Below are 24,160 nucleotides of genomic sequence, written 5' to 3' on the forward strand. Positions count from 1 at the left end.
CGCTGAATTTTGAGGTGGGAGTATTACTGCCCGCGAATAGCGGGATAAAGCCCAATGTTCCACTTCTTTTACACTTATATCATGCCTAATAACTTATTATCAAACACAAGTACATTTGGACATTTATAATTTGTGAAAAACTATTGTGAAAATCGGCAATGTTTATTTTACCTAAAATCGGTCCTGAATGGTATTTTTAGAAACAAAAAAGCAGATGGTATAGATTTTTTCTATATCAACTGCTTTTCTATTATACCAACTTAAGCCATGCCACACACTCCACGTGCGTAGTATGCGGGAACATATCCACAGGTTGAACTTCCTGCGTCTTATACCCACCCTCTTCAAGAACCTTCAAATCACGAGCAAGTGTAGCCGGATTACATGATACATACACCACACGCTTTGGCTTCATATCGATGATTGTATTTAGTAGTGCTTCATCACAGCCTTTACGTGGTGGATCGACTACGATTGTGTCAGCGATGATGCCTTGTTTGTACCAGTTTGGAATGACTACTTCTGCTTCTCCTACGCCAAATTCAACGTTTGTCATGTTGTTTAATGCTGCGTTTCGGTTTGCGTCTTCGATTGCTTCTGGTACGATTTCAACGCCGTATACTTTTTTCGCTTTTTGCGCTAGGAATAAGGAAATTGTTCCGATACCGCAATATGCGTCGATAACGGTTTCGTTTCCATCTAATTTTGCGTACTCAAGCGCTTTGTCGTACAGTACTTTCGTTTGCGTTGGATTTACTTGATAGAATGAACGAGCTGAAATGGCAAATTTAATATCGCCGATGAAATCATAAATATATTCTGATCCGTACAAGACTGTCGTTGTGTCACCGAAAATGACGTTCGTACGTTTGTTGTTTACGTTTTGAACGATAGATTTTACACTTGGAAACTTCGCTGTAATTTCTTCGATGATTGCATTTTTGTTTGGAAGCTCTGCGGTACGTGTAATAAAGACAAGCATGATTTCGCCTGTTACTTGTCCGTAGCGAGCCATTACGTGACGAAGTGTTCCTTTATGACGTTCTTCATTGTATGCCGTAATGCCGTGCTTCTCACAAATGCGTTTTACTTCTTGAATTAATGTATCGTTTTCTTCTGCTTGAATTAAGCATGTTTCCATATTAATGATGTCATGCGTTCCTTGGCGGTAGAAACCAGCGACAAGTCCGCCTTCACGTTCTCCAATTGGCACTTGTGCTTTGTTTCGATATACCCATGGATTTTCCATGCCAAGGACAGGGTGAACAGGCACATCATGCAGTCCACCGATGCGCTGCATAACGTCACGCACTTGTTTTTCTTTTGCTTGCAGTTGCCCTTCATATGTTAAGTGCTGAAGCTGACAACCGCCGCACTGGTTATATACTGGACATTCTGCCTCTTTGCGATATGCGCTCTCTTTATGAAGCTTCATTAAACGACCGAAAGCAAAGTTCTTTTTCACTTTAATGATTTTAATTTGTGCTTCTTCACCTGGTAATCCGTTTTTCACGAAAATAGGATAGCCATCTACTTTCGCAACTCCGGCACCATCATGCGTTAAATCTTCAAACACTACATCTATAAACTCGTTTTTTTCAACTGGTGGCGTCATTTTATTACTCATTTTCCGACCTCTCTTTTTTCATAACACTGCGTTACATTTTACCATATTCCCTCGCTCTTTAGCCATTGGAAGAAAAAATCTATTGACGACAATTCTTTATTGATGTTACGCTACTACTAATTGCATACGGATGGTGTTACCTCATATATACTTGATGATATGGATCGAGAGTCTCTACCCGGCAACCGGAAATTGCTGGACTATGGGGAAAACTAATGAATATTAGCTTTTTTATGTATATAAAGACTCATATTGATTAGCTTTCTCGCATAGAAGGAAGTCGATCTGTATGGGTCTTTTTTTTATTTTTATTTTCAAAGGTCAGACATCATACGTATGACTTGGAACCTTTGAGGTTCACTCTTCTATTTACTTAACAGCGTCTGAAAGGAGAAAATTTTGTGCACTATGTAATGAGTATCATCGGCATTCTTGCTGTATTAGGAATTTGTTTTGCTTTATCTAACAACAGAGCAAAAGTTAATTTCCGCGCTATTATTATTATGCTTGTTTTCCAAGTTTTAATTGGTTGGTTTGTATTTGGTACAAAAACTGGTCAGCAAATTATTGTTTGGATCGGTAAGGTCTTCAATAAATTGATTAAACTTGGTACTACGGGTGTAGACTTTTTATTTAACGGAATTCATAAAGATTTTGTCTTTTTCTTCAATGTATTATTAATTATTGTCTTTTTCTCAGCACTACTATCTATTTTTAGTTATCTTGGTGTTTTACCTTTCATCGTTCGCGTTGTTGGCGGTGCGATTTCGAAAATTACAGGTTTGCCACGTGTGGAATCGTTCCACGCTGTAAACTCTGTCTTCTTTGGATCAAGCGAAGCATTACTTGTTATAAAAAATGACCTGCAGCATTTTAATGCTAATCGAATGTTTATCATTTGCTGTTCAGCAATGAGCTCTGTATCCGCTTCTGTCACAGCATCTTATGTGATGATGTTAGATACAAAATACGTATTAGTGGCCCTGCCGCTGAACTTATTCTCTAGTCTCATTGTTTGTTCACTATTAACACCAGTTGATACGGCGCAAGAAGATGAAAAACTGCAAAAGTTCGATAAAAATCTTTTTGGCAACAGCTTAATCGACGCGCTGATTAACGGTGCATTAGACGGTTTAAAAGTAGCTGGAATTGTTGCGGCATTAATGATTGCATTTATTGGTGTAATGGAAGTTGTAAACTTCGTAATTTCTTACGCATCAGGCGCACTTGGTCATAAAATTACACTACAACAAATTTTCGGTTACATTCTTTCACCGTTTGCATTCTTAATGGGAATTCCAGCACACGATGTGATTTCTGCCGGCGGTATTATGGGGACAAAAATTGCATTAAACGAATTCGTTGCTATTCTAGATTTAAAGAAAATCATAACTACCTTATCCCCGCGTACAGTTGGGATTGTTACAGTCTTCTTAATCAGCTTTGCAAGCATTAGTCAAATCGGTGCAATTGTCGGTACAATTCGTGCCCTATCTGAAAAACAAGGGCGCATTGTATCACGCTTTGGATGGAAACTCCTTTTTGCTTCGACACTGGCTTCTATTTTATCTGCAACAATCGCAGGATTATTTATTTAACTATGCAAGAAACTCCCTATTTAAAATAGGGAGTTTCTTTTTGTTTTCTTCACACAAATTTTACATTTTGCTCATAAGCTAAGAAAATACAGTATTTTTGTCGTAATTAACCAAAAAAGGATATTTCCCTCTATATTTGAGAGTGATATGATTAACAAGGGTATAATACACAATAGAAGGATGGATATAATGAAGAAATATGTACTAATTGCTTTACTTTCTTCTACCATTCTCACAGGTTGCAACACTAGTGTAACTGGTGATAAACAGAAAAAAGATGCAACCGCTGAGAAAAAAATGGAACCGAAAAAAGTTGAAGCAAAAACAGTAACTGTTCCCTTAACGCAAGGAAACATAACATGGGAGCCATTTGCACCTGATGCAAAAAATACGGTGCTCTATATGACTAATTTACAAGATGCGTTTAAACAAGTACAATACAATGTTTGGCGCACTGCTGATGGCCCTGAAAGCAAACAAACCTTTTCATCTCAAGAAAAAGAACATAACTTTGCTTTCCCATTCCACTTAAAAACCTTCAATTTGAAACGCGGGGAATATCAAATTGAAACAACAGGAATAAAAGAAGACGGCACACAAGTACCTCTTGCTAAATCTACAATTACCTTTCAACAATACGTACCATTTCTAATGTATCATGCGATTGAAAAATATTCAGGACCAGGTGATGGTGAGTTAGGCTTATATGTGCCCCCAGAACAATTCGAAGCACATATGAAGTATTTAAAAGATAATGGGTATACAATGCTGACGTTTGAACGTTGGGGCGATATTAACCGCGTCAATAAGCCTGTCTTTGTAACATTTGATGACGGGCGAAAAAATAATATGAATGCCCTTCATATTTTACAAAATTTAAGAGATGATAAATTTCAGCCAGCAGCGACAGAGTTTCTTGTTTCGAATACAATCGATACGCCAAATCGTCTATCAACAGATGATATTAAACAAATGTTAAATTCCGGTATCTTCTCCATACAATCACACACAGCCAATCATACTATGATGGCTTATGCAAGTAATTACGATGAAGAATTACATGGATCAAAAGAAAAAATCGAAAGTATTACTGGTAAAAAAGTAATTGCTCTTGCTTACCCTGTAGGCTCTTATAATGATCAAACTATTGCAGAAACGAAAAAATATTATGAGTTTGCCGTGACGACAAATCATGGAAGTCATATTACAAAAGGTGAGCCGAACGAACAATATTTAATTAAACGACATTTTGTCGGACCTAAAACATCAATGGCACAATTTGCAGCATTGGTAAAAGAACGCAGTTAACGATTTTAAAACTGCTGCATTGTAAAGACCAGCTCTTTTTATACATTTTGATTAAAGGATGCTTACACGATGAAAAAATATATTTCAACTATATTACTGTCTACGCTGTTTATCTCTGGTTGTAGTCATGCACCTCAACAAGATCCAAAAAAAGAAGTTCAAGCTGCTGAACAGCAAACAAAAAAGAAAACAGAAGAGAAAGTGCAGCCACAAGGAACTATTTCTTGGAATCCGATTACATACGAATCAAAAAATACAGTTTTATATACGAAAGATGTAAAAACTCCAATTACGGAAGTACAATATAAAATTTGGCGCACTGCTGACGGAAAAGAGAGCGCAAAAACATTTTCTTCTAAAGAAAAAGAGAACTCTTTTTCTTTACCGTTTGATCTAAAAGAGTTTGAAGAAAAACGCGGTGAGTATCAAATTGAAGCAAATGGTGTAAAAGAAGATGGAAAAACCATTCCACTTACAACATCAGCAATTGTTTTCCAGCAATACGCACCGGTTCTAATGTACCATGCGATTGATGATTATAAAGAAGGCAATGGCCTGAAAGATCTGTTTGTATCTCCTGCTAACTTTGAAGCGCAAATGCAATATTTAAAAGACAACGGCTACACATTGTTAACTTTTGAACGCTGGGGGGACATTAACAAAGTCAACAAACCGATTTTTGTTACATTTGATGATGGTATGAAAAATAATTTGAATGCCTTTCATATTTTACAAAAGCTGAAAGATGATAAATTCAAGCCAACCGCGACAGAATATGCAATTATCAATTCCATCGATACAGAAGGCTCACTATCTACAGCAGATATAAAAGAAATGATAGATTCCGGCATTTTCTCTGTTCAGTCTCATACAGAAACACATGCGGACTTGCCGAAAATTACAAACTATGAAGAAGAGCTAAAAGGTTCAAAGGAAAAACTCGAAAAGATTACAGGAAAACCCGTTATCGCTATCGCTTATCCATTTGGTCATGTAAATGACCGCGTTGTTGCTGAAACAAAAAAATATTACCAATTTGCAACAACAACAAAACCCGGTCAATTTATTGAAAAAGGCGAGCCAGATGAATTGTTACGTATAAAACGCGTCCGCATTCATAACTCAACAACAGTGGAACAGTTTGCGCTGGCAATTAAATAAGAAAATAGAACCCGATTCCAATCGGGTTCTATTTATATTTTCAGAATTTTCCTGTATTATGTACATAAGAACTATTTACGTAAAGGAGAATATATATGTCATTTGAACAAACGTTAGAAAAGTATGCTGCTCTAGCAGTAAATGTCGGAGTAAATATTCAACCAGGACAAACATTAAATATTGGCGCGCCAATTGAAGCTGCTCCATTTGTTCGTCTTGTTACAAAGAAAGCTTATGAGTCCGGTGCAAAGCATGTGTATGTCGATTGGGTTGATGAAAATTTAACACGCTTAAAATTCGACTTAGCACCAGAAGAAGCATTCTCTGAATTTCCTGCATGGAAAGCGCGTGCACGTGAAGAACTAGCAAAAGAAGGAGCAGCATTTTTATCCATTTACGCGGAAAACCCTGATTTATTAAAAGGTGTAGACCCAAAGCGCATTGCTAGCGCAAATCGAGCAGCTGGAGAAGCAATGAAAGCAGTTCGCGAATATATGATGGCTGATAAAGTAAGCTGGTGCGTTATTTCTGTTCCAACGATAGAATGGGCAGCAAAAGTATTCCCTGATGTACCGGAAGAAGAACAAGTAGCAAAATTATGGGATGCAATTTTCAAAGCAACTCGTGCTGATTTAGAAAATCCTGTTCAAGCTTGGAACGAACATAACAGTAACTTACATACGAAAGTAGACTATTTAAACGACAAACACTATAAATCACTGTACTATAAAGGACCAGGAACAGATTTAACAATCGAACTTCCTGAAAAGCATTTATGGGTAGGTGCTGGCAGCATTAACGAAAAGAATGTACCATTCATGGCAAACATTCCAACAGAAGAAGTATTTACAATGCCATTAAAAACAGGTGTAAACGGCTATGTAACAAGTAAAAAACCATTAGCTTATGCAGGAAATGTTATCGATAACTTTACGCTTACATTTGAAAACGGCCGCATCGTAGACTTCAAAGCTGAAGCTGGTGAAGAAACATTAAAACATTTAATCGAAACAGATGAAGGTTCTCACTTCTTAGGAGAAGTTGCATTAGTACCTTACGACTCACCTATTTCTAATACAAATATTTTATTCTACAATACGCTATTTGACGAAAATGCATCTTGTCATTTAGCAATTGGTAATGCCTATGCATTTAACTTAGACGGCGGTAAAACGATGTCTAAAGAAGAATTTGCAGAAAACGGTGCAAACTCTAGTATTACACACGTAGACTTTATGATCGGTTCTGCTGAGTTAGATATTGACGGTATTACAGCAGATGGTACACATGAACCAATCTTCCGTAAAGGAAACTGGGCATTCTAATAAGCGTACTAAAAAAATCGCATCAACGGTTTCGTTGATGCGATTTTTTTTATAATCCTAATGAAATATATTTAATTTCTAAATACTCTTCAATTCCAAAGTGACCGCCTTCACGGCCAATACCACTTTCTTTAAATCCGCCAAATGGAGCTTGTGCAACAGATGGAAGACCATCATTTAAGCCAATAATTCCGTATTCCAATGCTTCGCTAATTTGGAATGCTTGGCTAATATTTGTTGTAAAGATATATGCCGCTAAACCATATGGCGTGTTATTTGCACGCTCAATTACCTCTTCAGCTGTTTTAAATTTCGCAACAGGTGCCAGTGGTCCAAACGTTTCTTCTGTCATACATAACATATCATCATTTGCTTCGCCGATTACAGTTGGTTGAACAAAATGGCCGTTTAATTCTGTGATCTTTTGTCCGCCATTAAGTACCTTTCCACCCTTTTGAATCGCATCTTCTATATGTTCTTGCACTTTTTCAACAGCTGACTCATCAATAAGCGGTCCGACAGTCGTGCCTGCTGCAAAACCGTCACCTACTTTTAGTTCTCCTACAGCTGTTTGGAACTTCTCTACGAATTTTTCATACACATCTTCTTGAACAAAAACTCGATTCGTACAAATGCACGTTTGACCAGCATTACGGAATTTTGAGCCGATTACTGCTTCCACAGCCTTATCTAAATCTGCATCATTCATTACAATAAACGGTGCATGACCACCTAATTCTAATGAAACTTTTTTCACTGTTTCAGCTGCACCACGCATCAATTCTTTTCCAATTTCCGTTGATCCAGTAAAGGATACTTTTCTCACACGTCCATCATTCATCCATGTATCAGCAATAGCTTTCGCACTTCCTGTTACGATATTTAAGACACCTTTTGGAATTTCTGCTTCATGTGCAAGCTCAGCTAGTTTTAATGCTGTTAATGGCGTTTGGCTCGCTGGCTTCACGACCGCCGTACATCCCGCTGCTAATGCTGGCCCCACTTTTCTTGTAATCATAGCTGCTGGAAAGTTCCATGGCGTAATTGCTGCAATTACCCCAACAGGCTGTTTCGATACAAGGATGCGCTTATTAGGATGAGAAGCAGGAATCATTTGACCATATACGCGCTTCCCTTCTTCTGCATACCATTCTACAAAGCTATTCGCATAGTTTACTTCACCAAGCGCTTCTGCGAATGGTTTTCCTTGTTCCTTTGTCATAATAGCTGCAATTTCTTCTTTATGATCATCAATTAATGTGAACCACTTTTTCAATTTGTTCGCACGCTCAGCTGCCGTTAGCTTTGACCAAGTCTTAAATGCTTCATGTGCAGCATCTACCGCTTGCTTTGCTTCAGTTACTCCTCCTTTTGGAACAGTAGCAAATACTTCTTGTGTAGCCGGATTGTTAATTTCAATTTGTTCATGTAAATGAACGAATTCCCCATTAATATACATTGCTTTCTTATCTAAATTGATAGCCATTGTTTTTTTATCCAACCTTTTCATCCTCCTTTATATTTACTGTACCAATCACAAAAGAAACATCCAAATGCAATGGTACTTTTTTAAATTCCTTCTTCTCCGCCAATGAGAAGTTCTTCTCCAATAAACTTTTTAATTTTTCTAGTTGCTGCGGACTGACTAATTTTTAAAGTCTCTGCTACTTTGTAGCTTGATTGATGTGCTTTATACGTTTTTAAAATAATATTGCGCTCTACTTCCTCTAACATTTCATACAAACTTTTTCCGGATTGTTCAATTGTAGAATTTTGCATAGATAATGGTAAGTCTTCCATTGTAACGAGCTCATCCGTAGTAATAACAACACGTTCCATCACATTTTCTATTTCTCGGTTATTTCCTTCCCAAGGATATTCTAAAAATGCTTGTAATACATGCGGAGATAGCTTCACATTACGCCCATACTTCTCATTAAAATGCTGCAGGTAATAATAGACTAGTGGTAAAATATCTTCTTGTCTCTCACGTAAAGGAGGAATATAAATCGGAATCACATTCAGGCGGTAATATAAATCCTTTCGAAACGTCCCCTGTTTCACCATTTCTTTCAAATTTCTATTCGTTGCAGCCACAATGCGCACATCTACTTTTTTTAATTCTCTGCCTCCTACTGGGCGAAATGTTTTTTCCTGTAATACTTGTAACAGCTTCGCTTGAATTTCAAGAGGCATTTCTCCAATTTCATCTAAAAAGAGCGTTCCTTTATGAGCCAGTTCTAAAATCCCTTTTTTCCCTTCGCGATGTGCACCTGTAAAAGAACCACTGGCATATCCAAACAGTTCAGATTCAATTAAATTTGTTGGCAAGGCTGCGCAATTGATTTCATAAAACATTTCATTTTTACGATGGCTAAGTTCATGTAAATGGCGTACTAATCTACTTTTTCCAACTCCTGTTTCTCCTAAAACAAGAACCGTGCTATCTACTACGGATACTTTTTTGATTGTTTCAACTATCCTCTGCATAGCTGCACTTTTAAAAATAAGCCCTTCATGCTCATATGTTTCTCGTAATTCTTTTTTATACGTTTTTAATTGGTCCGTCATTGTCTCTACCTTTTTTCGCAATTGATAGAGCTCTGTTAAATCGCGCGAGTAACTAATGACCCTTCTTATATTACCGTGATCATCGAAAACCGGACGTGTTCGAACATGTAAGTATTCCCCTGACTTTGTTGTCTGCACTAATTCAATCGGCTTCCCTTTTTCGATGACTTCAAGTGTTGCAGACGGATAAAAAATCCCTTCCTTTTGTAACTCTTTTACACTCTTACCAATCAATTTTTCTGCTGGTAACTGGTAATGTCTTTCGCACATGCTGTTGACACGAACAACAATACCTTTCTCATCTGTTACAAAAATCTCATCAAATGCATGTTCAAATACATCTTTTAAATCCATAAATACTCGTTCCTTTTCCGCCACCATTCCAGTCACTCCCTGAAGTTTAAATAGATACTCAAATACGTCCAATTTATATATAATACTTTGTCATTATTATATAACAGGGAGCGCTGGAACAGTTGCAAACAAGTTTTTAAAATGAATATTTTACAGGAAACTCAATACGCTTTTAGCTTATACGTGTGCTTTATCTACTTTTCCATAACAAGCTTGAAGCGATTCTTCAAGAATGTTAAGCCCTTCTTCAAGTTGCTCATCTGTAATAACAAGCGGCATTAAAACGCGAACGACATTTCCATATGCGCCTGCCGTTAATAGCAATAAACCTCTCTTATTTGCTTCTGCAGTAAGACTTGAAGCTAACGCTTTATCTGGCTCTTTCGTTACTTTATCTTTTACTAATTCAAAGGCACACATTGCTCCTAATCCGCGAACATCACCGATGCACTCATATTTTTCAGCCATTTGGTGAAAACGATCCATTACTTCTTTTCCAATATGCATAGCACGTTCATTTAAATTTTCCTTCTCCATCACTTCAAGAACAGCTAATGCAGCACTGCATCCTAATGGACTTCCAGCATACGTTCCGCCTAATTCACCGGGTGCAGCCGCATCCATTACTTCTTTTCGACCAATTACACCACTAATTGGTACACCAGCTCCTAGCGATTTAGACACAGTAATTAGATCTGGTACTACATCATAATGGTCAATAGCAAAATATTTACCCGTACGGCCAAATCCTGTTTGAATTTCATCAGCAACAAACAAAATGCCATGTTCAGCACATAAACGATGTACTTCTTTCACAAACTTTTTACCAGGAACGATAAAGCCGCCTTCTCCTTGTACAGGCTCCATCACAACAGCTGCAATACTTTCCGGCGCAACCTCTGTGATTAAAAAGTTTTTAAACTCTTCAATGATAAAATCTTCATATTGTTCTTCTGTTAATCCAGCTGGACGGCGATATTCGTAAGGGAATGGAGCTTTATAAACCTCTGGTGCAAACGGACCAAATCCATCCTTATACGGCTTTACTTTACTTGTCATTGTCATCGTCATTAATGTACGACCGTGAAACCCTTTTGAAAATGCAATAATTCCTGTTCGCTTCGTATACTTACGAGCAATTTTCACTGCATTTTCAACAGCTTCAGCTCCACTGTTTAAAAACAATACCTGTTTATCAAAAGCACCTGGTGCTAACGCAGCTAGTTTTTCTGCTAATTCAATATACGACTCATACATCATTACGTTAAAACCGGTATGGATATATTGATCGATTTGCTTATGAAGAGCCTCTGTAACAGTCGGGTGACAATGTCCGACGTTGATTGTACCGATTGCCCCAGCAAAGTCGATAAATTGATTTCCATCCACATCTGTAACAAGCGCCCCATGAGCCGATTGTACAAATGTTTGAATTCCATTACTTACTCCTCTTGGTACGATATTTTGGCGGCGTTCAAATAATGAAGCTGCTTTTGAACCCGGAATATTTTGATTAACTTTAGCAAAATTTGTTTTCATTGTATATTCCACCTCTTTTAATGATTTGCTTTTTATAATGCAAAATCCATGCCAACTTTAAAGCACACTGTACTCCTATATTTCTATAGATTTTGACATAAAAAATAAGTCTACAAAGACTTAAATCGAGTCTTTGTAGACTTATTCAAAAGATTTCTATCTATTTACCATGAATTTTTCCGTTTCATTCCATACTAACTTACCAGAATCAGAAATTAGCTCCCCTACAGATGGCAACAATATATCAGATAATGGATCTAACGTTTCTTTATCGCCTGTTCCTGAAAGAACACCAATCGCATAACCCGCTCCACTATTTTGAGCCAAATACATATCTGTTGGTGTATCTCCTACAATCACAACTTCAGAAGGATGCAGTTGAAACTGCTCACAAAATACGTCTACAATTTGTTTATTTGGTTTTTGTGCTGGAAATGTATCTGACGTTACAATAAATTCGAAAAACGATTGTAGTTGATATTGCTGTAGAAATAACTGAGTAGGTTCATAATCGTCTGCTGTTACAACACCGAGAATATACCCTTGTTCCTTTAATTTTGTTAGTAACTTTGGTAAATCTGCTGTCATTTTCATATGCGAACGCTGCTTATACATAAAGAAAAATAACTTTTCACTTATCCATTCTCGCATTTCAGTTACAGAAATTGATGGGACATACTTACAAAAAATATATGCTAAATCCATACTTGTTCCCGCAGCTAATACACTATGCGGATTCACAAACATTTCTTCTACGCCAATCTCTTGCAGCAACGTTGTTTGTAACGTTGTAGGTAGTTTATATGTTCGGATTAGCTCTGCAACAACTTCCTCTGCAACTTTTACCCAAATGGAATGAAAATCCATTAATGTACCATCTTTATCAAATAAAATTGCTTTCATTTCCCCCATAACCTCCTACCTCCCCTTTGTTACTCACCTTTATTGTAACAAGGGAATATATATGAACTATGAAGGAATTGTAAAGATACAATAAAGAAACAACAAAACACCAATTTACACTCTTTACAAAAAACTACCTTTTACAAGGTAGTTTCTTTTTGTTCTGGAATAAATAATTCCAAACAGTGATACACATTTTCAAACTCCATCGGTGCATCCCCGCCGTATTCACCATCTAAATTAATCATTAATTTTTCTGTTGAATGTACTTTAATTCGATTTGCTTGTGTATATAATACTTTCGGATTATTTATATGCTCACCGCGCTGCGCTTGTGATGCCGCTTTAATTAAATCCGCAATCGATCCTTTTTTTAATATTAACAAATCAAACAAACCATCATTAATAGAGGCATACGGCGCTACTTTTTCAAAGCCGCCGACTGATCGTGTATTTGTAATCAAAAACATTGTAATTTCTTCTTGCAATAACTTTCCATCATATTCAATTTCTACATATGTTGGATGTAAAGATGGTAACATTTCAATACCTTTTAAATAATACGCAAGTTGTCCAAGTACTGTTTTTAACTTACTTGGTACTTCATATGTTAATTCGGTTATGCGGCCACCGCCTGCAATATTAATAAAGTATGTATCATTTGCTCTTCCAAGATCGAGAGGTACCGTTTGACCAGCGCAAATGATATCAGTAGCTTCTTCGATTGAACGCGGTACACCAATCGCTCTGGCAAAGTCATTTGTCGTTCCAACTGGAATAATTCCAAATTTGGGAAGATGTTCATTTCCAACTAAGCCATTCACAACTTCATTTAACGTACCATCGCCGCCTGCTGCAATCACAACATCAAACTTTCGCTCTGCCGCTTGCCTCGCTGCCACAGTCGCATCTCCAGGGCCTGTCGTCGCATGACATGACGTTTCATACCCTGCTTTCTCTAATTTTTGTAGTACTTCTGGTAAGTTCTTCTTAAATAACTCGCGACCAGAAGTTGGATTATAAATAATTCTTGCACGTTTCATATAACATTAGCACAGGAAAACCCTCATTCATCAAAAAGGGAAAGGAATAGCCGCCAAGCATTTGCTTAGCATTCCTATGCATACCCTCCTCTCAATTCTACATATACTTCCTTAAACCTGACAAAGCATATAGTTTCATTGTTAACACTAAATCAACATTTATTTCATATCATATCATGAAAAAATTACCTCTAGATTTAGATTTATCATTATTACAACCTTTTTGCAACTATCATACCATACTTAACGGAAGGCATTTTCCTTATATTTGTCAGTTAATCAAACGTTTATTTAAACGAAATATTATTTAAACAAACGTTTGATTAACTCAGAAAAACACCCATATTTGGGTGTTTTTCTGTTTAATCTTTGTTGTTTTCCAGCTTATCGTTTATTAATCTCTTCAAGTAAGATTTTATTAACAAGCGGTGGATTTGCCTGTCCTTTTGTTGCTTTCATAATTTGACCAACTAAGAAACCAATTGCACGGTCTTTACCGTTTTTGAAGTCTTCAATAGATTGTTCGTTATTATCAAGAATCTCTGTTACGATCTGACGAAGCGCTCCTTCGTCAGAAATTTGAACAAGACCTTTTGCTTTTACGATCTCTTCTGGGTCTCCGCCTTTTTCAATTAATTCGTTAAATACTTTTTTCGCAATTTTAGACGAAATTGTACCTTTTTCAATTAATTGAATCATTTTAGACAAACCAGCTGGTGTTAATGCTACATCTTTTAATTCTTTTTGTTGTTTGTTTAAGTATGCTAGTACTTCACCCATTAACCAGTTTGATGTTAATTTCGCGTCTGCACCATCTACAACTGTTGCTTCGAAGAAATCAGACATCTCTTTCGTTAATGTTAATACGTGTGCATCATAAGCTGGTAAGCCAAGTTCTTCAACATAACGTATTTTACGAGCATCTGGAAGTTCAGGAATAGAAGCACGTACGCGCTCTTTCCACTCATCATCGATGTAAAGTTCAACTAAATCTGGCTCTGGGAAGTAACGGTAATCGTCAGACCCTTCTTTTACACGCATTAAGATTGTTTTCTTCGTTGCTTCATCATAACGACGTGTTTCTTGTTGGATGATACCACCAGATAATAGTTCTTTTTCTTGACGTGCCTGTTCAAACTCAAGACCTTTTTGTACGTAAGTGAAAGAGTTTAAGTTTTTCAGTTCTGCTTTTGTACCGAATTTTTCTTGTCCAACTGGACGAAGAGAAATGTTCGCATCACAGCGAAGAGAACCTTCTTCCATTTTACAATCAGATACGCCTGTATATTGAATGATTGATTTTAGTTTTTCTAAATATGCATACGCTTCTTCTGGTGTACGCATATCTGGCTCAGATACGATTTCGATTAACGGCATACCTTGGCGATTGTAGTCTACTAGGGAGTATCCTTCGCTTGTATGCGTTGATTTACCAGCATCTTCTTCTAAATGAAGACGTGTAATACCGATACGTTTCTTTTTGCCGTCTACTTCGATTTCAATCCAACCATTTTCCCCAATTGGTTTATCAAATTGAGAGATTTGATAAGCCTTCGGGTTATCTGGATAGAAATAGTTTTTACGGTCAAATTTTGTTTCTGTTGCGATTTCACAGTTTAATGCCATTGCAGCTTTCATTGCAAAGTTAACTGCTTCTTTATTTAGAGTTGGAAGCACCCCAGGATATCCTAAGTCAATTACACTTGTTTGCGTATTTGGATCCGCTCCGAATTCTGTTGGACTCGCAGAGAAAATTTTCGAATTTGTTTTTAACTCAACGTGAACCTCTAAACCGATAATTGTTTCAAAATTCATCTATGCTCGCCTCCTTACAGACTTGCTTTTTTTGTATGATAATCTGTTGCTTGCTCGAACGCATGTGCAACGCGATAAATTGTTGCTTCATCGAAGTGTTTACCAATAATTTGCAGTCCAAGAGGCATGTTGTTCGCGCCGAATCCACATGGAACAGAAATTGCTGGAACACCTGCTAAGTTTACTGGAATTGTTAAAATGTCATTTGCATACATTGTCATTGGATCATCGATTTTTTCGCCCACTTTAAACGCTGGAGTTGGCGTTGTTGGCCCAATAATAACGTCATAGTTTGCAAATACATTTTCAAAGTCATTTTTAATTAATGTACGTACTTGTTGTGCTTTTTTGTAATATGCATCATAGTAACCAGAGCTAAGTGCAAATGTACCAAGCATAATACGACGTTTTACTTCGTCACCGAAGCCTTCGCTGCGTGTATTCTTATAAAGATCCATTAAGTTATTCACATTATCAGAACGAACGCCGTAACGTACGCCATCAAAACGTGAAAGGTTAGCAGACGCTTCAGAAGAAGAAATTAAATAGTATGCTGCTAATGCATATTTAGAGTGTGGAAGTGACACTTCTTCCCAAGTTGCGCCCATGCCTTCTAACACTTTTAAAGCAGCTAGTACGGACTCACGAGCCTCTTCGCCAACACCTTCACCTAAATATTCTTTTGGTACAGCAATGCGTAAGCCTTTTACGTCACCTGTTAAACCAGCTAAGTAGTTACCAACTTCAATGCTTGCAGAAGTTGTATCCATGCGGTCAACACCTGAAATAGCTTGCAGTAAGTATGCATTGTCTTCTACTGTACGTGTAATCGGTCCAATTTGGTCAAGTGAAGATGCAAACGCAACTAAACCGAAGCGAGATACACGACCATATGTTGGTTTTAAACCAACAACGCCGCAATATGCAGCCGGTTGACGGATCGAACCACCTGTATCAGAACCTAAAGAGAACAATACTTCTCCTGCCGCTACTGCTGCTGCAGAACCACCACTAGATCCACCTGGAACATAATCTAAATTCCATGGATTCTTTGTTGCATAAAAACCAGAGTTTTCATTAGAAGAACCCATTGCAAACTCGTCCATGTTTAATTTACCGATTGTAATTGTGTCAGCAGCGTTTAGCTTTTGCACAACTGTTGCATCGTAAATTGGATCGAAATTTGCTAATATTTTACTCGCACACGTTGTACGAAGACCTTTTGTTACGATGTTATCTTTCACACCAATCGGCATACCAAATAGTAAACCATTATCTTCAGCGCCTAACTTCGCATCTAATTCTTTCGCTTTTGCACGTGCATTTTCTTCATCTAATGTAAGAAACGCTTTTACGTTATCTTCAACATCCGCAATACGTTTGTAAGATTCGTCTACTAAATCCGTAACGGAAATTTCTTTGCTTTGTAATTTTTTATGTAACTCTGATACAGAACGATCAAATAATGACATCGAAATTCCCCTCCTCTATTCTAAAACTGCTGGAACACGGATTTGATTATCTTTGTGATCCGGTGCATTTTTTAATACTTCTTCAACTGGTAAACCTTTTTCAGGTACATCTTCACGCATAATATTCTTCATATCTAGTACGTGAGTTGTTGGTTTTACGTTTGTTGTATCTAATTCATTTAACTGCTCAGCAAATGTAACAATTGCATCGAGTTGTTTTTGAAATTTTTCTGCTTCTTGATCTGTAATTGCAAGACGTGCTAAATGCGCAACATGCTTTACATTCTCAACGGAAATTCTTGACACGGCTAGGCCACCTCCATAATATATCGTACAATCTACAATACTATTGATGATACCAAATTTTCAGTAGTTCAAGCAAGTGAACACATGGGACTTACAGCATTTTTACATAAAAAAAGAAAGGCTTTTGCCTTCCATGTCACTTTATCATTTCTCAATCGGTTCTTTTTTCGGAATATGTTCATTATCTTCCTCATTATCACGAATTGTTTTTTGCAGTACAAAACATGACATTGTTAGAAATAATGTACCTATTAAATAGTATCCTTTTACACTAAGTGGTTCATCTAGCGTATATATACCAATTAACATGCCAGAAAGCGCACAAACGAAAGATATCCATGCTAAAAACGTGAACGCTTGAGTGTTTCTCCTTCTCATTGTTCTTCTCCCCCTTATCATTACCTAATCCATTATTAGGTGGATATACTACCATTCATACTATACAATCTCATGTAAAATACCCTATCTTTTGTATTACTCTAGCATACATATGATTCTTTATAAAGAACAAAATGGATATAGTCTGAAAAGTCAAAAATAATCATTTGACATTTATTGAAATTGAACATAGAATGATAATAAATATTACGAACCTCGAAATATACGGGAGTGGAAATAATTGCTGCAATACGAACATTTTTTAGACTTACTGCTTGATAACGCCAAGAAGCTTTTCTATCCAGAAGAATGGGTAAGCCTTGATTTATCACTTTCAAAAACAGAAGTATTTTGTCTACTATGGATGGAGCGAAATACAGACATTACGATGAGTAAAATTGCGGAACTTCTCGATATTCCAATGAGTACAACAACAGGTGTAGTCAATCGTCTCGTAAAAAAAGGATATATTGAGCGCTACCGAAGTGAAAGCGATCGTCGCATTGTATTGATTCGTTTAACGGAAACTGGCCTAGAGCTTGTAGAAGAAGTAAAGCAAAATGCTGCTCATTACTTTAACCTTGTAACAGAAGCGCTATCTGAAGAAGAAAAAGCATTTTTACTGCAAATCTTCCAGAAAATAATGAATCACATTGCTACATCGCAACAAAAAACAGAAGAAAAGCTTACTTCACCTAAAATGAAAAACATTCCGATTGAGTAAAGCCCTTTATGGGTTTTTATTCATATATATATTTCGACTCTCGTAATATTCGACTAACGAAACAAAGGGGATATGAATAATGAGAATTATTTTATACACAGGTAAAGGCGGCGTAGGAAAAACAAGTATTTCAGCAGCAACAGCAATCAAAAGTGCAAAACAAGGGTTAAAAACGTTAGTCATGAGTACAGACCCTGCACATAGCTTAGGAGATTCCTTTGGGATGAAACTGTCTTCAGAGCCACAAGAAATCCGTGAAAACCTATGGGCGCAAGAAATTAATACAATCTATGAAATGGAAAAGGGCTGGGGTAAACTGCAAAAATATATTACATTACTGTTTACATCAAAAGCAGCTGACGATATTACTACAGAGGAACTTACTATGTTCCCAGGTATGGAAGATTTAATTAGCTTACTACGTGTATTAGATTACTATAAGCAAAAAACATACGATGTCATCATTATTGATTGTGCTCCCACTGGTGAAACATTAGCTATGCTAAGTTTCCCCGATATGCTCGGCTGGTGGATGGAAAAACTCTTTCCAATTAAACGTAAAGTATTAAAAGTTGTACGTCCTGTTGCACAGCCTCTTATTGGATTCCCTCTTCCTACCGATGATGTCATGGGTGAATTAACTCATACTCTCGAACAGCTTGGTGAAATGAGAGATATTTTATCCAACCGAGAAGTAACAAGTATTCGTGTTGTTGTAAATCCAGAAAAAATGGTTATTAAAGAAGCACAGCGTAGCTTCACATATTTAAACTTATATGACTACAATGTTGATGCCATCATGATTAATCGCATCATTCCTGACACTGTCACAGATTCTTATTTTCAGGCCTGGAAAGATACACAAAAGAAATATAAAGCATTGATTCAAGATAGTTTTCAGCCGCTTCCTATTTATGAAGCACCAATGTTTGAACAGGAAGTAGTTGGTTTATCTATGTTAGAGCGTGTTGGGGATGCTTTGTTTAAAAATGATTCGGATCCAACTGCAGTGAAATTCAACGGACGGACGCAATATGTAACAAAGAACGGGGACGAATATATTTTTGTTCTTTCGATTCCGTTCTCTGATAAAAGTGAACTCTCTTTAAATCAAAAAGGTGACGAACTTATTATTCGCGCTGGTTCCGTCAAACGAAACATTACCTTACCAAAAACATTAACGCATTTGTCCATCCAAGGAGCAAAATTTGAAGGTGATGTACTCAACATTCGATTTGGAGGTGTTGTTCATGCGTGAAGATTTATTGCGGAAAATAATTCGGACGAAAATTGAGATTGGAGCGTATGTGATAAACGAATTACCTGCCCCGCTTCAGCAGCGAGCAAACGAGGTGCTGAACATGTTTCATGAAGAGCTAACTTCCTATATACAAGAACAGAAACACCCTGCGGAAACCTCTTTAAAACGTGTGACAATTGAATAAAGTGAAACTTCCATCAGTGGAGGATTTTACTGCGCGTTAATGCGGGATAACTATATAAGAAGAGACCAAGAAAAATCTTGGCCTCTTCTACTTGCTATACCTAACAAATATGAGATTCTATATTTCACAGAATTAGAGGGTACAAAATTAGGGTATTGTCTGTTAGGTGCTATATGTTGAACTACTTATCAGCAGAGGGGGCTCATCTGATAATTAATTAAACCCAATATTATTTCACAATCTTCTCAATCTCTTTCAATGGAAGATTCACAGAAATAGATCCACCATTTGTTTCTTTCTTTAGTGCTTCTTCTACTTCTTTAGAGTGATACAATTCAATAATCCTTTTGTATGTTGCGTTATCTTTGTCTTTCGTACGAGCAGCAAAAATGTTTAAGTATGGTTTTGCACTATCATTCTTTGGATCTTCTAAGAAAATAGCATCTTTCACTGGATCAAGTTTTGCTTGTCCTGCTACGCCATTGTTAATAACAGATGCTGCTACGTCTTTTAATACGCGCGGTGTTTGCTGCGCTACAACCGGTGTGATTTTTAATTTTTTTTGATTTTCAACAATACCACTTGGATCACCAAATAAACCAAAATCTTTTTTCAATTTTAATAATCCAGCTGCATCGAGAAGTTTTAACGCGCGAGCTTGGTTTGTTGGATCATTCGGAATTGCAATTTCTGCACCATTTGGAATGTCGCTTGGTTTCTTATACTTTTCTGAGAATAATCCCATTGGGGCAATTTGCGTTGTACCAATTGCTGTAATATCTAGTTTATGTTCTTTTTTAAACTGCTCTAGAAATGCAATATGTTGAAAGGCATTTAGTTCAATATCTCCATCGGCTAACGCTTTATTTGGTGTAGTATAATCAGAGAACTCGACTAGCTTAATTTTAATTCCTTCTTTTTCAGCTTTCTTTTTGAGGATATTCCATGATTCCCCGTCTGATCCAGTTACACCAATACGAACCACTTTTTCCTTCGCGGCTGCTTCTTTTGAATCTTTCCCACAACCACTCAATACCGATACACTCACAAGGGCTGAAAGTGCAAATGCTAATATTTTTTTCATTTCATTTTCCTCTTTTCTTTTTCTGATTTATGATCTACGTAAAAATCTCTTCGCAAAATAATTCCCTAAGTTTTGCGCAATTTGTACAAGAATGATTAATAATACAACTGTTACAAACATAACGGATGTATCAAAACGTTGATATCCGTATGTCATTGATAAATCTCCTAGACCGCCGCCGCCAACTAGACCGGCTACTGCTGAAAATTCAATTAGTGCAACTGTCATAAACGTAACCCCTAAAATTAATGGTGCTAAAGCTTCTGGAACGAGAATTTCAAAAACAATTCTTAACGGAGAAGCTCCCATTGCTTGGGCTGCCTCAATAACTCCCTTCGGAACAGAAACAAGGTTCGTTTCTACCATTCTGGCAATTCCAATAGAAGCAACAACTGTCATTGGAAAAATGGCAGCAGCTGTTCCAATCGTTGTTCCAATAACAGCACGCGTCACAGGACTAAGAGCTACTAAAAAGATAATGAACGGAATAGGACGAATCGTATTAATAACAATATTAAGGATAGAAAAGACCAGTTTATTTTCTAAAAAATTACCTTTTCTTGTTACATATAAAAGTAAACCTAGAGGTATACCAAGAATTGTAGCGAATATAAGGGTAGCAATAACCATTAATACCGTATCCCCAGTCGCATCTACAATCCGCGGCCAAAATGTACTCCAATCAACTTGCACGACTTTCGACCTCCTTCAATTGAACTTGCAAGCGTAGATGCTGAATTGCCTTTTGAATTTCTTTTGCCTCTCCTTGTAGTTCAACAAGAAGATTCCCAAATAAAATACCTTGTAATTCAATAATATTTCCATAGAGTACATTTACATCCACGTGATAATGCTTAGCAATATAGGACAATAACGGCTGTCCTGTTGCTTCACCTGTAAATGTTATACGGTAAATGAGTCCTCCATTTTGAATTTTAGCGATTACACTCTCTGGTAAGTGATCATTAATAACAGACCTTACGAAGTTTTGTGTCGTTTTTGTTTTCGGTCTTGTAAATACATCAAAAATCGTGCCTTCTTCAATCACCTTTCCCTTTTCCATAACAGCAACCCGGTGACAAATTTCTTTTACAACATGCATCTCATGCGTAATAAGAAGAATTGTAACCTTATATTCTTTATTTACCTTTTTTAATAGATTTAAAATTTCTGACGTTGTTTCTGGGTCCAATGCCGATGTAGCTTCATCACAAATTAGTACATCTGGGTATGTAGCAAGTGCTCTTGCGATGCCAACGCGCTGTTTCTGCCCTCCAGATAATTGCTCTGGATAATAATTCGCCTTATCTTCTAATCCGACAAATTGTAATAATTCTGTTACTCGCCTTTTAATTTCATTCTTTGGTAACTTCGCTAATTTGAGTGGATAAGCAATATTTCCATATACTGTTCGTGAATGGAACAAATTAAAGCTTTGAAAGATCATCCCAATCCTTTGACGCAACCGTCGTAACTCTTTTGTCGATAACGATGTAATATCTTTCCCATCAATAGACACAATACCTGATGTTGGACGCTCTAACATATTGACTAAACGTAAAAGTGTACTTTTCCCGGCACCACTAAAACCGATAATACCGAAAATTTCCCCTTGCTCAATCGTTAAGGATACATCTTCCACCGCATGTACAGATTGACCGCTCGACTCATAAACTTTACTCACTCTGTCGAATGAAATCATCCTATTCCCTCCTATTTGCTGTAACAACTCCAAGTCATTCTTGAGGCAAATAAAAAATGCCCTTCTTCTTATCCAATTTCATAAGAAGAAGGGCACTTGAATATGCTACGCTCACATCTTCTTATCTTCCAAGCTCCAAAGAGCTTGCTGGAATTAGCACGGTATTCAAAAGAATCCGTTGCTGAGGTATCATAGGGCCAGTCCCTCCACCTCTCTGGATAAGAATTCATATCGATTTAGTTGTCATTTAATTAATTTTCATTATAAAACTCTGAAAAGTAAGAGTCAACTAAAAAATTAAACTTTTCAGTTTTAATTTAATGTAAATTTCTTTATCTCACATTTTTCTAAAAGGAAAACTCTCTAAAATAATGGAATAATTAAACGAATACAAAATCAAAACTGGAGGCTGTAACTGAAATGAAAACTGCTCTTTTACTCGTTGATATCCAAAACGATTATTTTCCAAACGGAAAGATGGAACTGCGAAATGCTAGCGAAGCAAGTGAATATGCAAAACGCATACTTCAACATTTCCGTGAAACAAATCAGCCTATTTTTCATATCCAGCATGTTTCCACTCGCGAAAATGCAACATTTTTTCTTCCAAATACAGAAGGTATACACATTCATGAGAATGTTCGTCCTTTGCTGCAAGAAACAGTCATATTGAAACATTATCCAAATAGTTTTCGAGAAACTTCTCTATTCCAAGAATTACAAGATTTACAGATCGAACAAGTTGTTATATGCGGCATGATGACTCATATGTGCATTGATGCTACAGTACGAGCTGCCTTTGATTTTGGCTTTACATGTACAGTGATACATGATGCATGTGCAACGAAAGACTTAATCTTTAAAAATGTTTCTATTCCAGCTGTATACATTCACAATACAATTCTAGCTTCTTTAAATGAAGTGTATGCTAAGGTAATTAGCACAGAAGAGTTTTTACAACATGAAAAATCCCTTTGGTCTTAACCAAAGGGATTTTCTTTGTATCGTTTCACTTCTCTTACTCTTCCATCAGTGGGGGTTTTCTTTATCCCCCACCTAGCTTCTGTAGAAAAGCGAAGGCGGGGGGCCCGCGAATAGCGGGACAAATTTGTATTCTAGTACATTTTCATTTCCTATAATTCTATATTCTTATTAAGGTATAAAAAAAGAAACACCGCCTTCAGCGAGCAAACTGAAAGCGGTGTCTTCTTGTCTAATCATAGATTTTCCTTCAAATTGTATTATACAGGAAATTTATAAAATTTATACAAGGAAATATGACGAATGGGTCAAATTTTCTTGTCATTTTGTGTGTTTTTTATTTAAATTAATCAAAAAAACCAAAATAAGGTAAAATGATAAAGAAGGAGGTGCAACGAATGAGATTTCCAATTCAACGAAATCCACTACTTGCCTTACTCATTATTGCATTATGCCCAATACCTTTTATTCTCTTTTTTAATGAAAAGGCTGATGTAGGCTCTATTATAATAGGTATTATCATTTTACCTATTATACTTATGCTTCTATGGGCATTATTTCATTCTTATCACGAGATTACGAATACACGTCTCGTTGCTGTATTTGGCTTTGTCAAAATTATGATTCCACTTCACGAAATAACTAACATCAGATATACATACAACTTACTTTCTGCTCCCGCCTGGACGTTTAAGCGATTAGAAATTACTTATAGCAATTATGATATAGCGCTCATATCATTACCAAAAGACCCCGATTTATTTATAGAAAAAGTACAAGAAAAATGTCCACTTCTTCAAGATCATTCTATTTAATACACAAAA

22 protein-coding genes and 2 riboswitches are annotated in these 24,160 nt (G+C 36.8%); of the genes, 9 read left to right on the forward strand and 13 right to left on the reverse strand.

The annotated features are described in order from the left end of the window. Nucleotides 1-250: 250 nt before the first annotated feature. On the reverse strand, nucleotides 251-1,627 hold the full coding sequence (gene rlmD / locus WAX78_RS20625) for a 23S rRNA (uracil(1939)-C(5))-methyltransferase RlmD (protein ID WP_336483888.1): 1,377 nt from the start codon (nucleotides 1,625-1,627) through the stop codon (nucleotides 251-253). Between the two features lie 121 nt (nucleotides 1,628-1,748). Continuing rightward, nucleotides 1,749-1,850: riboswitch (purine riboswitch) on the forward strand. 178 nt (nucleotides 1,851-2,028) lie between these two features. Between rlmD and WAX78_RS20630 the strand changes: the two genes are divergently transcribed. The 4 genes from WAX78_RS20630 (at nucleotide 2,029) to WAX78_RS20645 (ending at nucleotide 7,019) form a co-directional block, all read left to right on the forward strand. After that, nucleotides 2,029-3,225: a NupC/NupG family nucleoside CNT transporter gene (locus WAX78_RS20630; RefSeq protein ID WP_336483889.1), complete on the forward strand. Its 1,197-nt coding sequence runs from the start codon at nucleotides 2,029-2,031 to the stop codon at nucleotides 3,223-3,225. 189 nt (nucleotides 3,226-3,414) lie between these two features. Beyond that, nucleotides 3,415-4,533 (forward strand): polysaccharide deacetylase family protein, encoded by a 1,119-nt coding sequence (locus WAX78_RS20635; protein WP_336483890.1) that lies wholly within the window; start codon nucleotides 3,415-3,417, stop codon nucleotides 4,531-4,533. A 69-nt stretch (nucleotides 4,534-4,602) separates the two neighbouring features. Further along, the gene (locus tag WAX78_RS20640; RefSeq protein ID WP_336483891.1) at nucleotides 4,603-5,694 is read left to right on the forward strand and encodes a polysaccharide deacetylase family protein; all 1,092 of its coding nucleotides are present in this window, start codon (nucleotides 4,603-4,605) and stop codon (nucleotides 5,692-5,694) included. Nucleotides 5,695-5,789: 95 nt separating this feature from the next. Continuing rightward, on the forward strand, nucleotides 5,790-7,019 hold the full coding sequence (locus WAX78_RS20645; protein ID WP_336483892.1) for an aminopeptidase: 1,230 nt from the start codon (nucleotides 5,790-5,792) through the stop codon (nucleotides 7,017-7,019). Between the two features lie 49 nt (nucleotides 7,020-7,068). Here WAX78_RS20645 and WAX78_RS20650 read toward each other — a convergent pair whose 3' ends face one another. From WAX78_RS20650 to WAX78_RS20690, 9 genes are all read right to left on the reverse strand, one after another. After that, nucleotides 7,069-8,478 carry an NAD-dependent succinate-semialdehyde dehydrogenase gene (locus WAX78_RS20650; protein WP_413789217.1) on the reverse strand — a complete coding sequence of 470 codons (1,410 nt, stop codon included), beginning with the start codon at nucleotides 8,476-8,478 and terminating at the stop codon, nucleotides 7,069-7,071. 110 nt (nucleotides 8,479-8,588) lie between these two features. Beyond that, nucleotides 8,589-9,971 carry a sigma-54 interaction domain-containing protein gene (locus WAX78_RS20655; protein ID WP_336483894.1) on the reverse strand — a complete coding sequence of 461 codons (1,383 nt, stop codon included), beginning with the start codon at nucleotides 9,969-9,971 and terminating at the stop codon, nucleotides 8,589-8,591. A gap of 150 nt (nucleotides 9,972-10,121) precedes the next feature. Further along, nucleotides 10,122-11,483 (reverse strand): 4-aminobutyrate--2-oxoglutarate transaminase, encoded by a 1,362-nt coding sequence (gene gabT / locus WAX78_RS20660; RefSeq protein ID WP_336483895.1) that lies wholly within the window; start codon nucleotides 11,481-11,483, stop codon nucleotides 10,122-10,124. A 156-nt stretch (nucleotides 11,484-11,639) separates the two neighbouring features. Further along, entirely contained in the window at nucleotides 11,640-12,395 is a 756-nt protein-coding gene (locus WAX78_RS20665; RefSeq protein ID WP_336483896.1) for an HAD family hydrolase, read from the reverse strand. A gap of 131 nt (nucleotides 12,396-12,526) precedes the next feature. Further along, nucleotides 12,527-13,429 (reverse strand): diacylglycerol kinase, encoded by a 903-nt coding sequence (locus WAX78_RS20670; protein WP_336483897.1) that lies wholly within the window; start codon nucleotides 13,427-13,429, stop codon nucleotides 12,527-12,529. A gap of 384 nt (nucleotides 13,430-13,813) precedes the next feature. Further along, entirely contained in the window at nucleotides 13,814-15,244 is a 1,431-nt protein-coding gene (gene gatB, locus WAX78_RS20675; RefSeq protein ID WP_336483898.1) for an Asp-tRNA(Asn)/Glu-tRNA(Gln) amidotransferase subunit GatB, read from the reverse strand. Between the two features lie 14 nt (nucleotides 15,245-15,258). Continuing rightward, nucleotides 15,259-16,716 carry an Asp-tRNA(Asn)/Glu-tRNA(Gln) amidotransferase subunit GatA gene (gene gatA, locus WAX78_RS20680; RefSeq protein ID WP_336483899.1) on the reverse strand — a complete coding sequence of 486 codons (1,458 nt, stop codon included), beginning with the start codon at nucleotides 16,714-16,716 and terminating at the stop codon, nucleotides 15,259-15,261. 15 nt (nucleotides 16,717-16,731) lie between these two features. Further along, nucleotides 16,732-17,022 carry an Asp-tRNA(Asn)/Glu-tRNA(Gln) amidotransferase subunit GatC gene (gene gatC / locus WAX78_RS20685; RefSeq protein WP_017154187.1) on the reverse strand — a complete coding sequence of 97 codons (291 nt, stop codon included), beginning with the start codon at nucleotides 17,020-17,022 and terminating at the stop codon, nucleotides 16,732-16,734. Nucleotides 17,023-17,166: 144 nt separating this feature from the next. Beyond that, complete coding sequence (locus WAX78_RS20690; protein ID WP_336483900.1) at nucleotides 17,167-17,400, reverse strand: YiaA/YiaB family inner membrane protein; 234 nt, start codon at nucleotides 17,398-17,400, stop codon at nucleotides 17,167-17,169. Between the two features lie 241 nt (nucleotides 17,401-17,641). Between WAX78_RS20690 and WAX78_RS20695 the strand changes: the two genes are divergently transcribed. The 3 genes from WAX78_RS20695 (at nucleotide 17,642) to WAX78_RS20705 (ending at nucleotide 19,569) form a co-directional block, all read left to right on the forward strand. After that, complete coding sequence (locus tag WAX78_RS20695; protein WP_336483901.1) at nucleotides 17,642-18,124, forward strand: MarR family winged helix-turn-helix transcriptional regulator; 483 nt, start codon at nucleotides 17,642-17,644, stop codon at nucleotides 18,122-18,124. A 76-nt stretch (nucleotides 18,125-18,200) separates the two neighbouring features. After that, a complete protein-coding gene (locus WAX78_RS20700; protein ID WP_336483941.1) occupies nucleotides 18,201-19,382 on the forward strand; it encodes an ArsA family ATPase in 1,182 nt (393 codons plus the stop codon). Then, nucleotides 19,375-19,569 (forward strand): DUF3926 domain-containing protein, encoded by a 195-nt coding sequence (locus tag WAX78_RS20705; RefSeq protein WP_336483902.1) that lies wholly within the window; start codon nucleotides 19,375-19,377, stop codon nucleotides 19,567-19,569. Before WAX78_RS20700 ends, WAX78_RS20705 begins: the two co-directional genes overlap by 8 nt. A 229-nt stretch (nucleotides 19,570-19,798) precedes the next feature. Here the strand turns inward: WAX78_RS20705 and WAX78_RS20710 are convergent, their stop codons facing one another. From WAX78_RS20710 to WAX78_RS20720, 3 genes are read right to left on the reverse strand one after another with little or no spacing between them, the layout of a single operon-like run. Continuing rightward, complete coding sequence (locus WAX78_RS20710) at nucleotides 19,799-20,653, reverse strand: MetQ/NlpA family ABC transporter substrate-binding protein (protein ID WP_336483903.1); 855 nt, start codon at nucleotides 20,651-20,653, stop codon at nucleotides 19,799-19,801. A gap of 27 nt (nucleotides 20,654-20,680) precedes the next feature. Continuing rightward, entirely contained in the window at nucleotides 20,681-21,346 is a 666-nt protein-coding gene (locus WAX78_RS20715) for a methionine ABC transporter permease (RefSeq protein WP_336483904.1), read from the reverse strand. Beyond that, on the reverse strand, nucleotides 21,336-22,355 hold the full coding sequence (locus tag WAX78_RS20720; protein WP_336483906.1) for a methionine ABC transporter ATP-binding protein: 1,020 nt from the start codon (nucleotides 22,353-22,355) through the stop codon (nucleotides 21,336-21,338). The genes WAX78_RS20715 and WAX78_RS20720 overlap by 11 nt, the downstream gene beginning before the upstream one ends. A 118-nt stretch (nucleotides 22,356-22,473) precedes the next feature. After that, nucleotides 22,474-22,580: riboswitch (SAM riboswitch) on the reverse strand. A 195-nt stretch (nucleotides 22,581-22,775) separates the two neighbouring features. On the opposite strand from WAX78_RS20720, the gene WAX78_RS20725 reads away from it, so the two are divergent. Continuing rightward, nucleotides 22,776-23,339 carry a cysteine hydrolase family protein gene (locus tag WAX78_RS20725; RefSeq protein ID WP_336483907.1) on the forward strand — a complete coding sequence of 188 codons (564 nt, stop codon included), beginning with the start codon at nucleotides 22,776-22,778 and terminating at the stop codon, nucleotides 23,337-23,339. 395 nt (nucleotides 23,340-23,734) lie between these two features. Then, nucleotides 23,735-24,151 (forward strand): PH domain-containing protein, encoded by a 417-nt coding sequence (locus WAX78_RS20730; RefSeq protein WP_336483909.1) that lies wholly within the window; start codon nucleotides 23,735-23,737, stop codon nucleotides 24,149-24,151. The last annotated feature ends 9 nt before the right edge of the window (nucleotides 24,152-24,160 follow it).

The organism is Bacillus yunxiaonensis, assembly GCF_037104695.1.
GTDB lineage: Bacteria > Bacillota > Bacilli > Bacillales > Bacillaceae_G > Bacillus_A > Bacillus_A yunxiaonensis.

What these genes read in the sequence shown, in the direction of transcription:
- WAX78_RS20720 (WP_336483906.1), bottom strand. Translation starts at nt 22,355, where the DNA reads ATGATTTCATTCGACAGAGTGAGTAAAGTTTATGAGTCGAGCGGTCAA.
- rlmD (WP_336483888.1), bottom strand. Translation starts at nt 1,627, where the DNA reads ATGAGTAATAAAATGACGCCACCAGTTGAAAAAAACGAGTTTATAGAT.
- WAX78_RS20665 (WP_336483896.1), bottom strand. Translation starts at nt 12,395, where the DNA reads ATGGGGGAAATGAAAGCAATTTTATTTGATAAAGATGGTACATTAATG.
- WAX78_RS20725 (WP_336483907.1), top strand. Translation starts at nt 22,776, where the DNA reads ATGAAAACTGCTCTTTTACTCGTTGATATCCAAAACGATTATTTTCCA.
- WAX78_RS20670 (WP_336483897.1), bottom strand. Translation starts at nt 13,429, where the DNA reads ATGAAACGTGCAAGAATTATTTATAATCCAACTTCTGGTCGCGAGTTA.
- WAX78_RS20705 (WP_336483902.1), top strand. Translation starts at nt 19,375, where the DNA reads ATGCGTGAAGATTTATTGCGGAAAATAATTCGGACGAAAATTGAGATT.
- WAX78_RS20730 (WP_336483909.1), top strand. Translation starts at nt 23,735, where the DNA reads ATGAGATTTCCAATTCAACGAAATCCACTACTTGCCTTACTCATTATT.
- WAX78_RS20635 (WP_336483890.1), top strand. Translation starts at nt 3,415, where the DNA reads ATGAAGAAATATGTACTAATTGCTTTACTTTCTTCTACCATTCTCACA.
- WAX78_RS20645 (WP_336483892.1), top strand. Translation starts at nt 5,790, where the DNA reads ATGTCATTTGAACAAACGTTAGAAAAGTATGCTGCTCTAGCAGTAAAT.
- WAX78_RS20650 (WP_413789217.1), bottom strand. Translation starts at nt 8,478, where the DNA reads ATGTATATTAATGGGGAATTCGTTCATTTACATGAACAAATTGAAATT.
- gabT (WP_336483895.1), bottom strand. Translation starts at nt 11,483, where the DNA reads ATGAAAACAAATTTTGCTAAAGTTAATCAAAATATTCCGGGTTCAAAA.
- WAX78_RS20710 (WP_336483903.1), bottom strand. Translation starts at nt 20,653, where the DNA reads ATGAAAAAAATATTAGCATTTGCACTTTCAGCCCTTGTGAGTGTATCG.
- WAX78_RS20640 (WP_336483891.1), top strand. Translation starts at nt 4,603, where the DNA reads ATGAAAAAATATATTTCAACTATATTACTGTCTACGCTGTTTATCTCT.
- WAX78_RS20690 (WP_336483900.1), bottom strand. Translation starts at nt 17,400, where the DNA reads ATGAGAAGGAGAAACACTCAAGCGTTCACGTTTTTAGCATGGATATCT.
- WAX78_RS20655 (WP_336483894.1), bottom strand. Translation starts at nt 9,971, where the DNA reads ATGGTGGCGGAAAAGGAACGAGTATTTATGGATTTAAAAGATGTATTT.
- gatA (WP_336483899.1), bottom strand. Translation starts at nt 16,716, where the DNA reads ATGTCATTATTTGATCGTTCTGTATCAGAGTTACATAAAAAATTACAA.
- gatB (WP_336483898.1), bottom strand. Translation starts at nt 15,244, where the DNA reads ATGAATTTTGAAACAATTATCGGTTTAGAGGTTCACGTTGAGTTAAAA.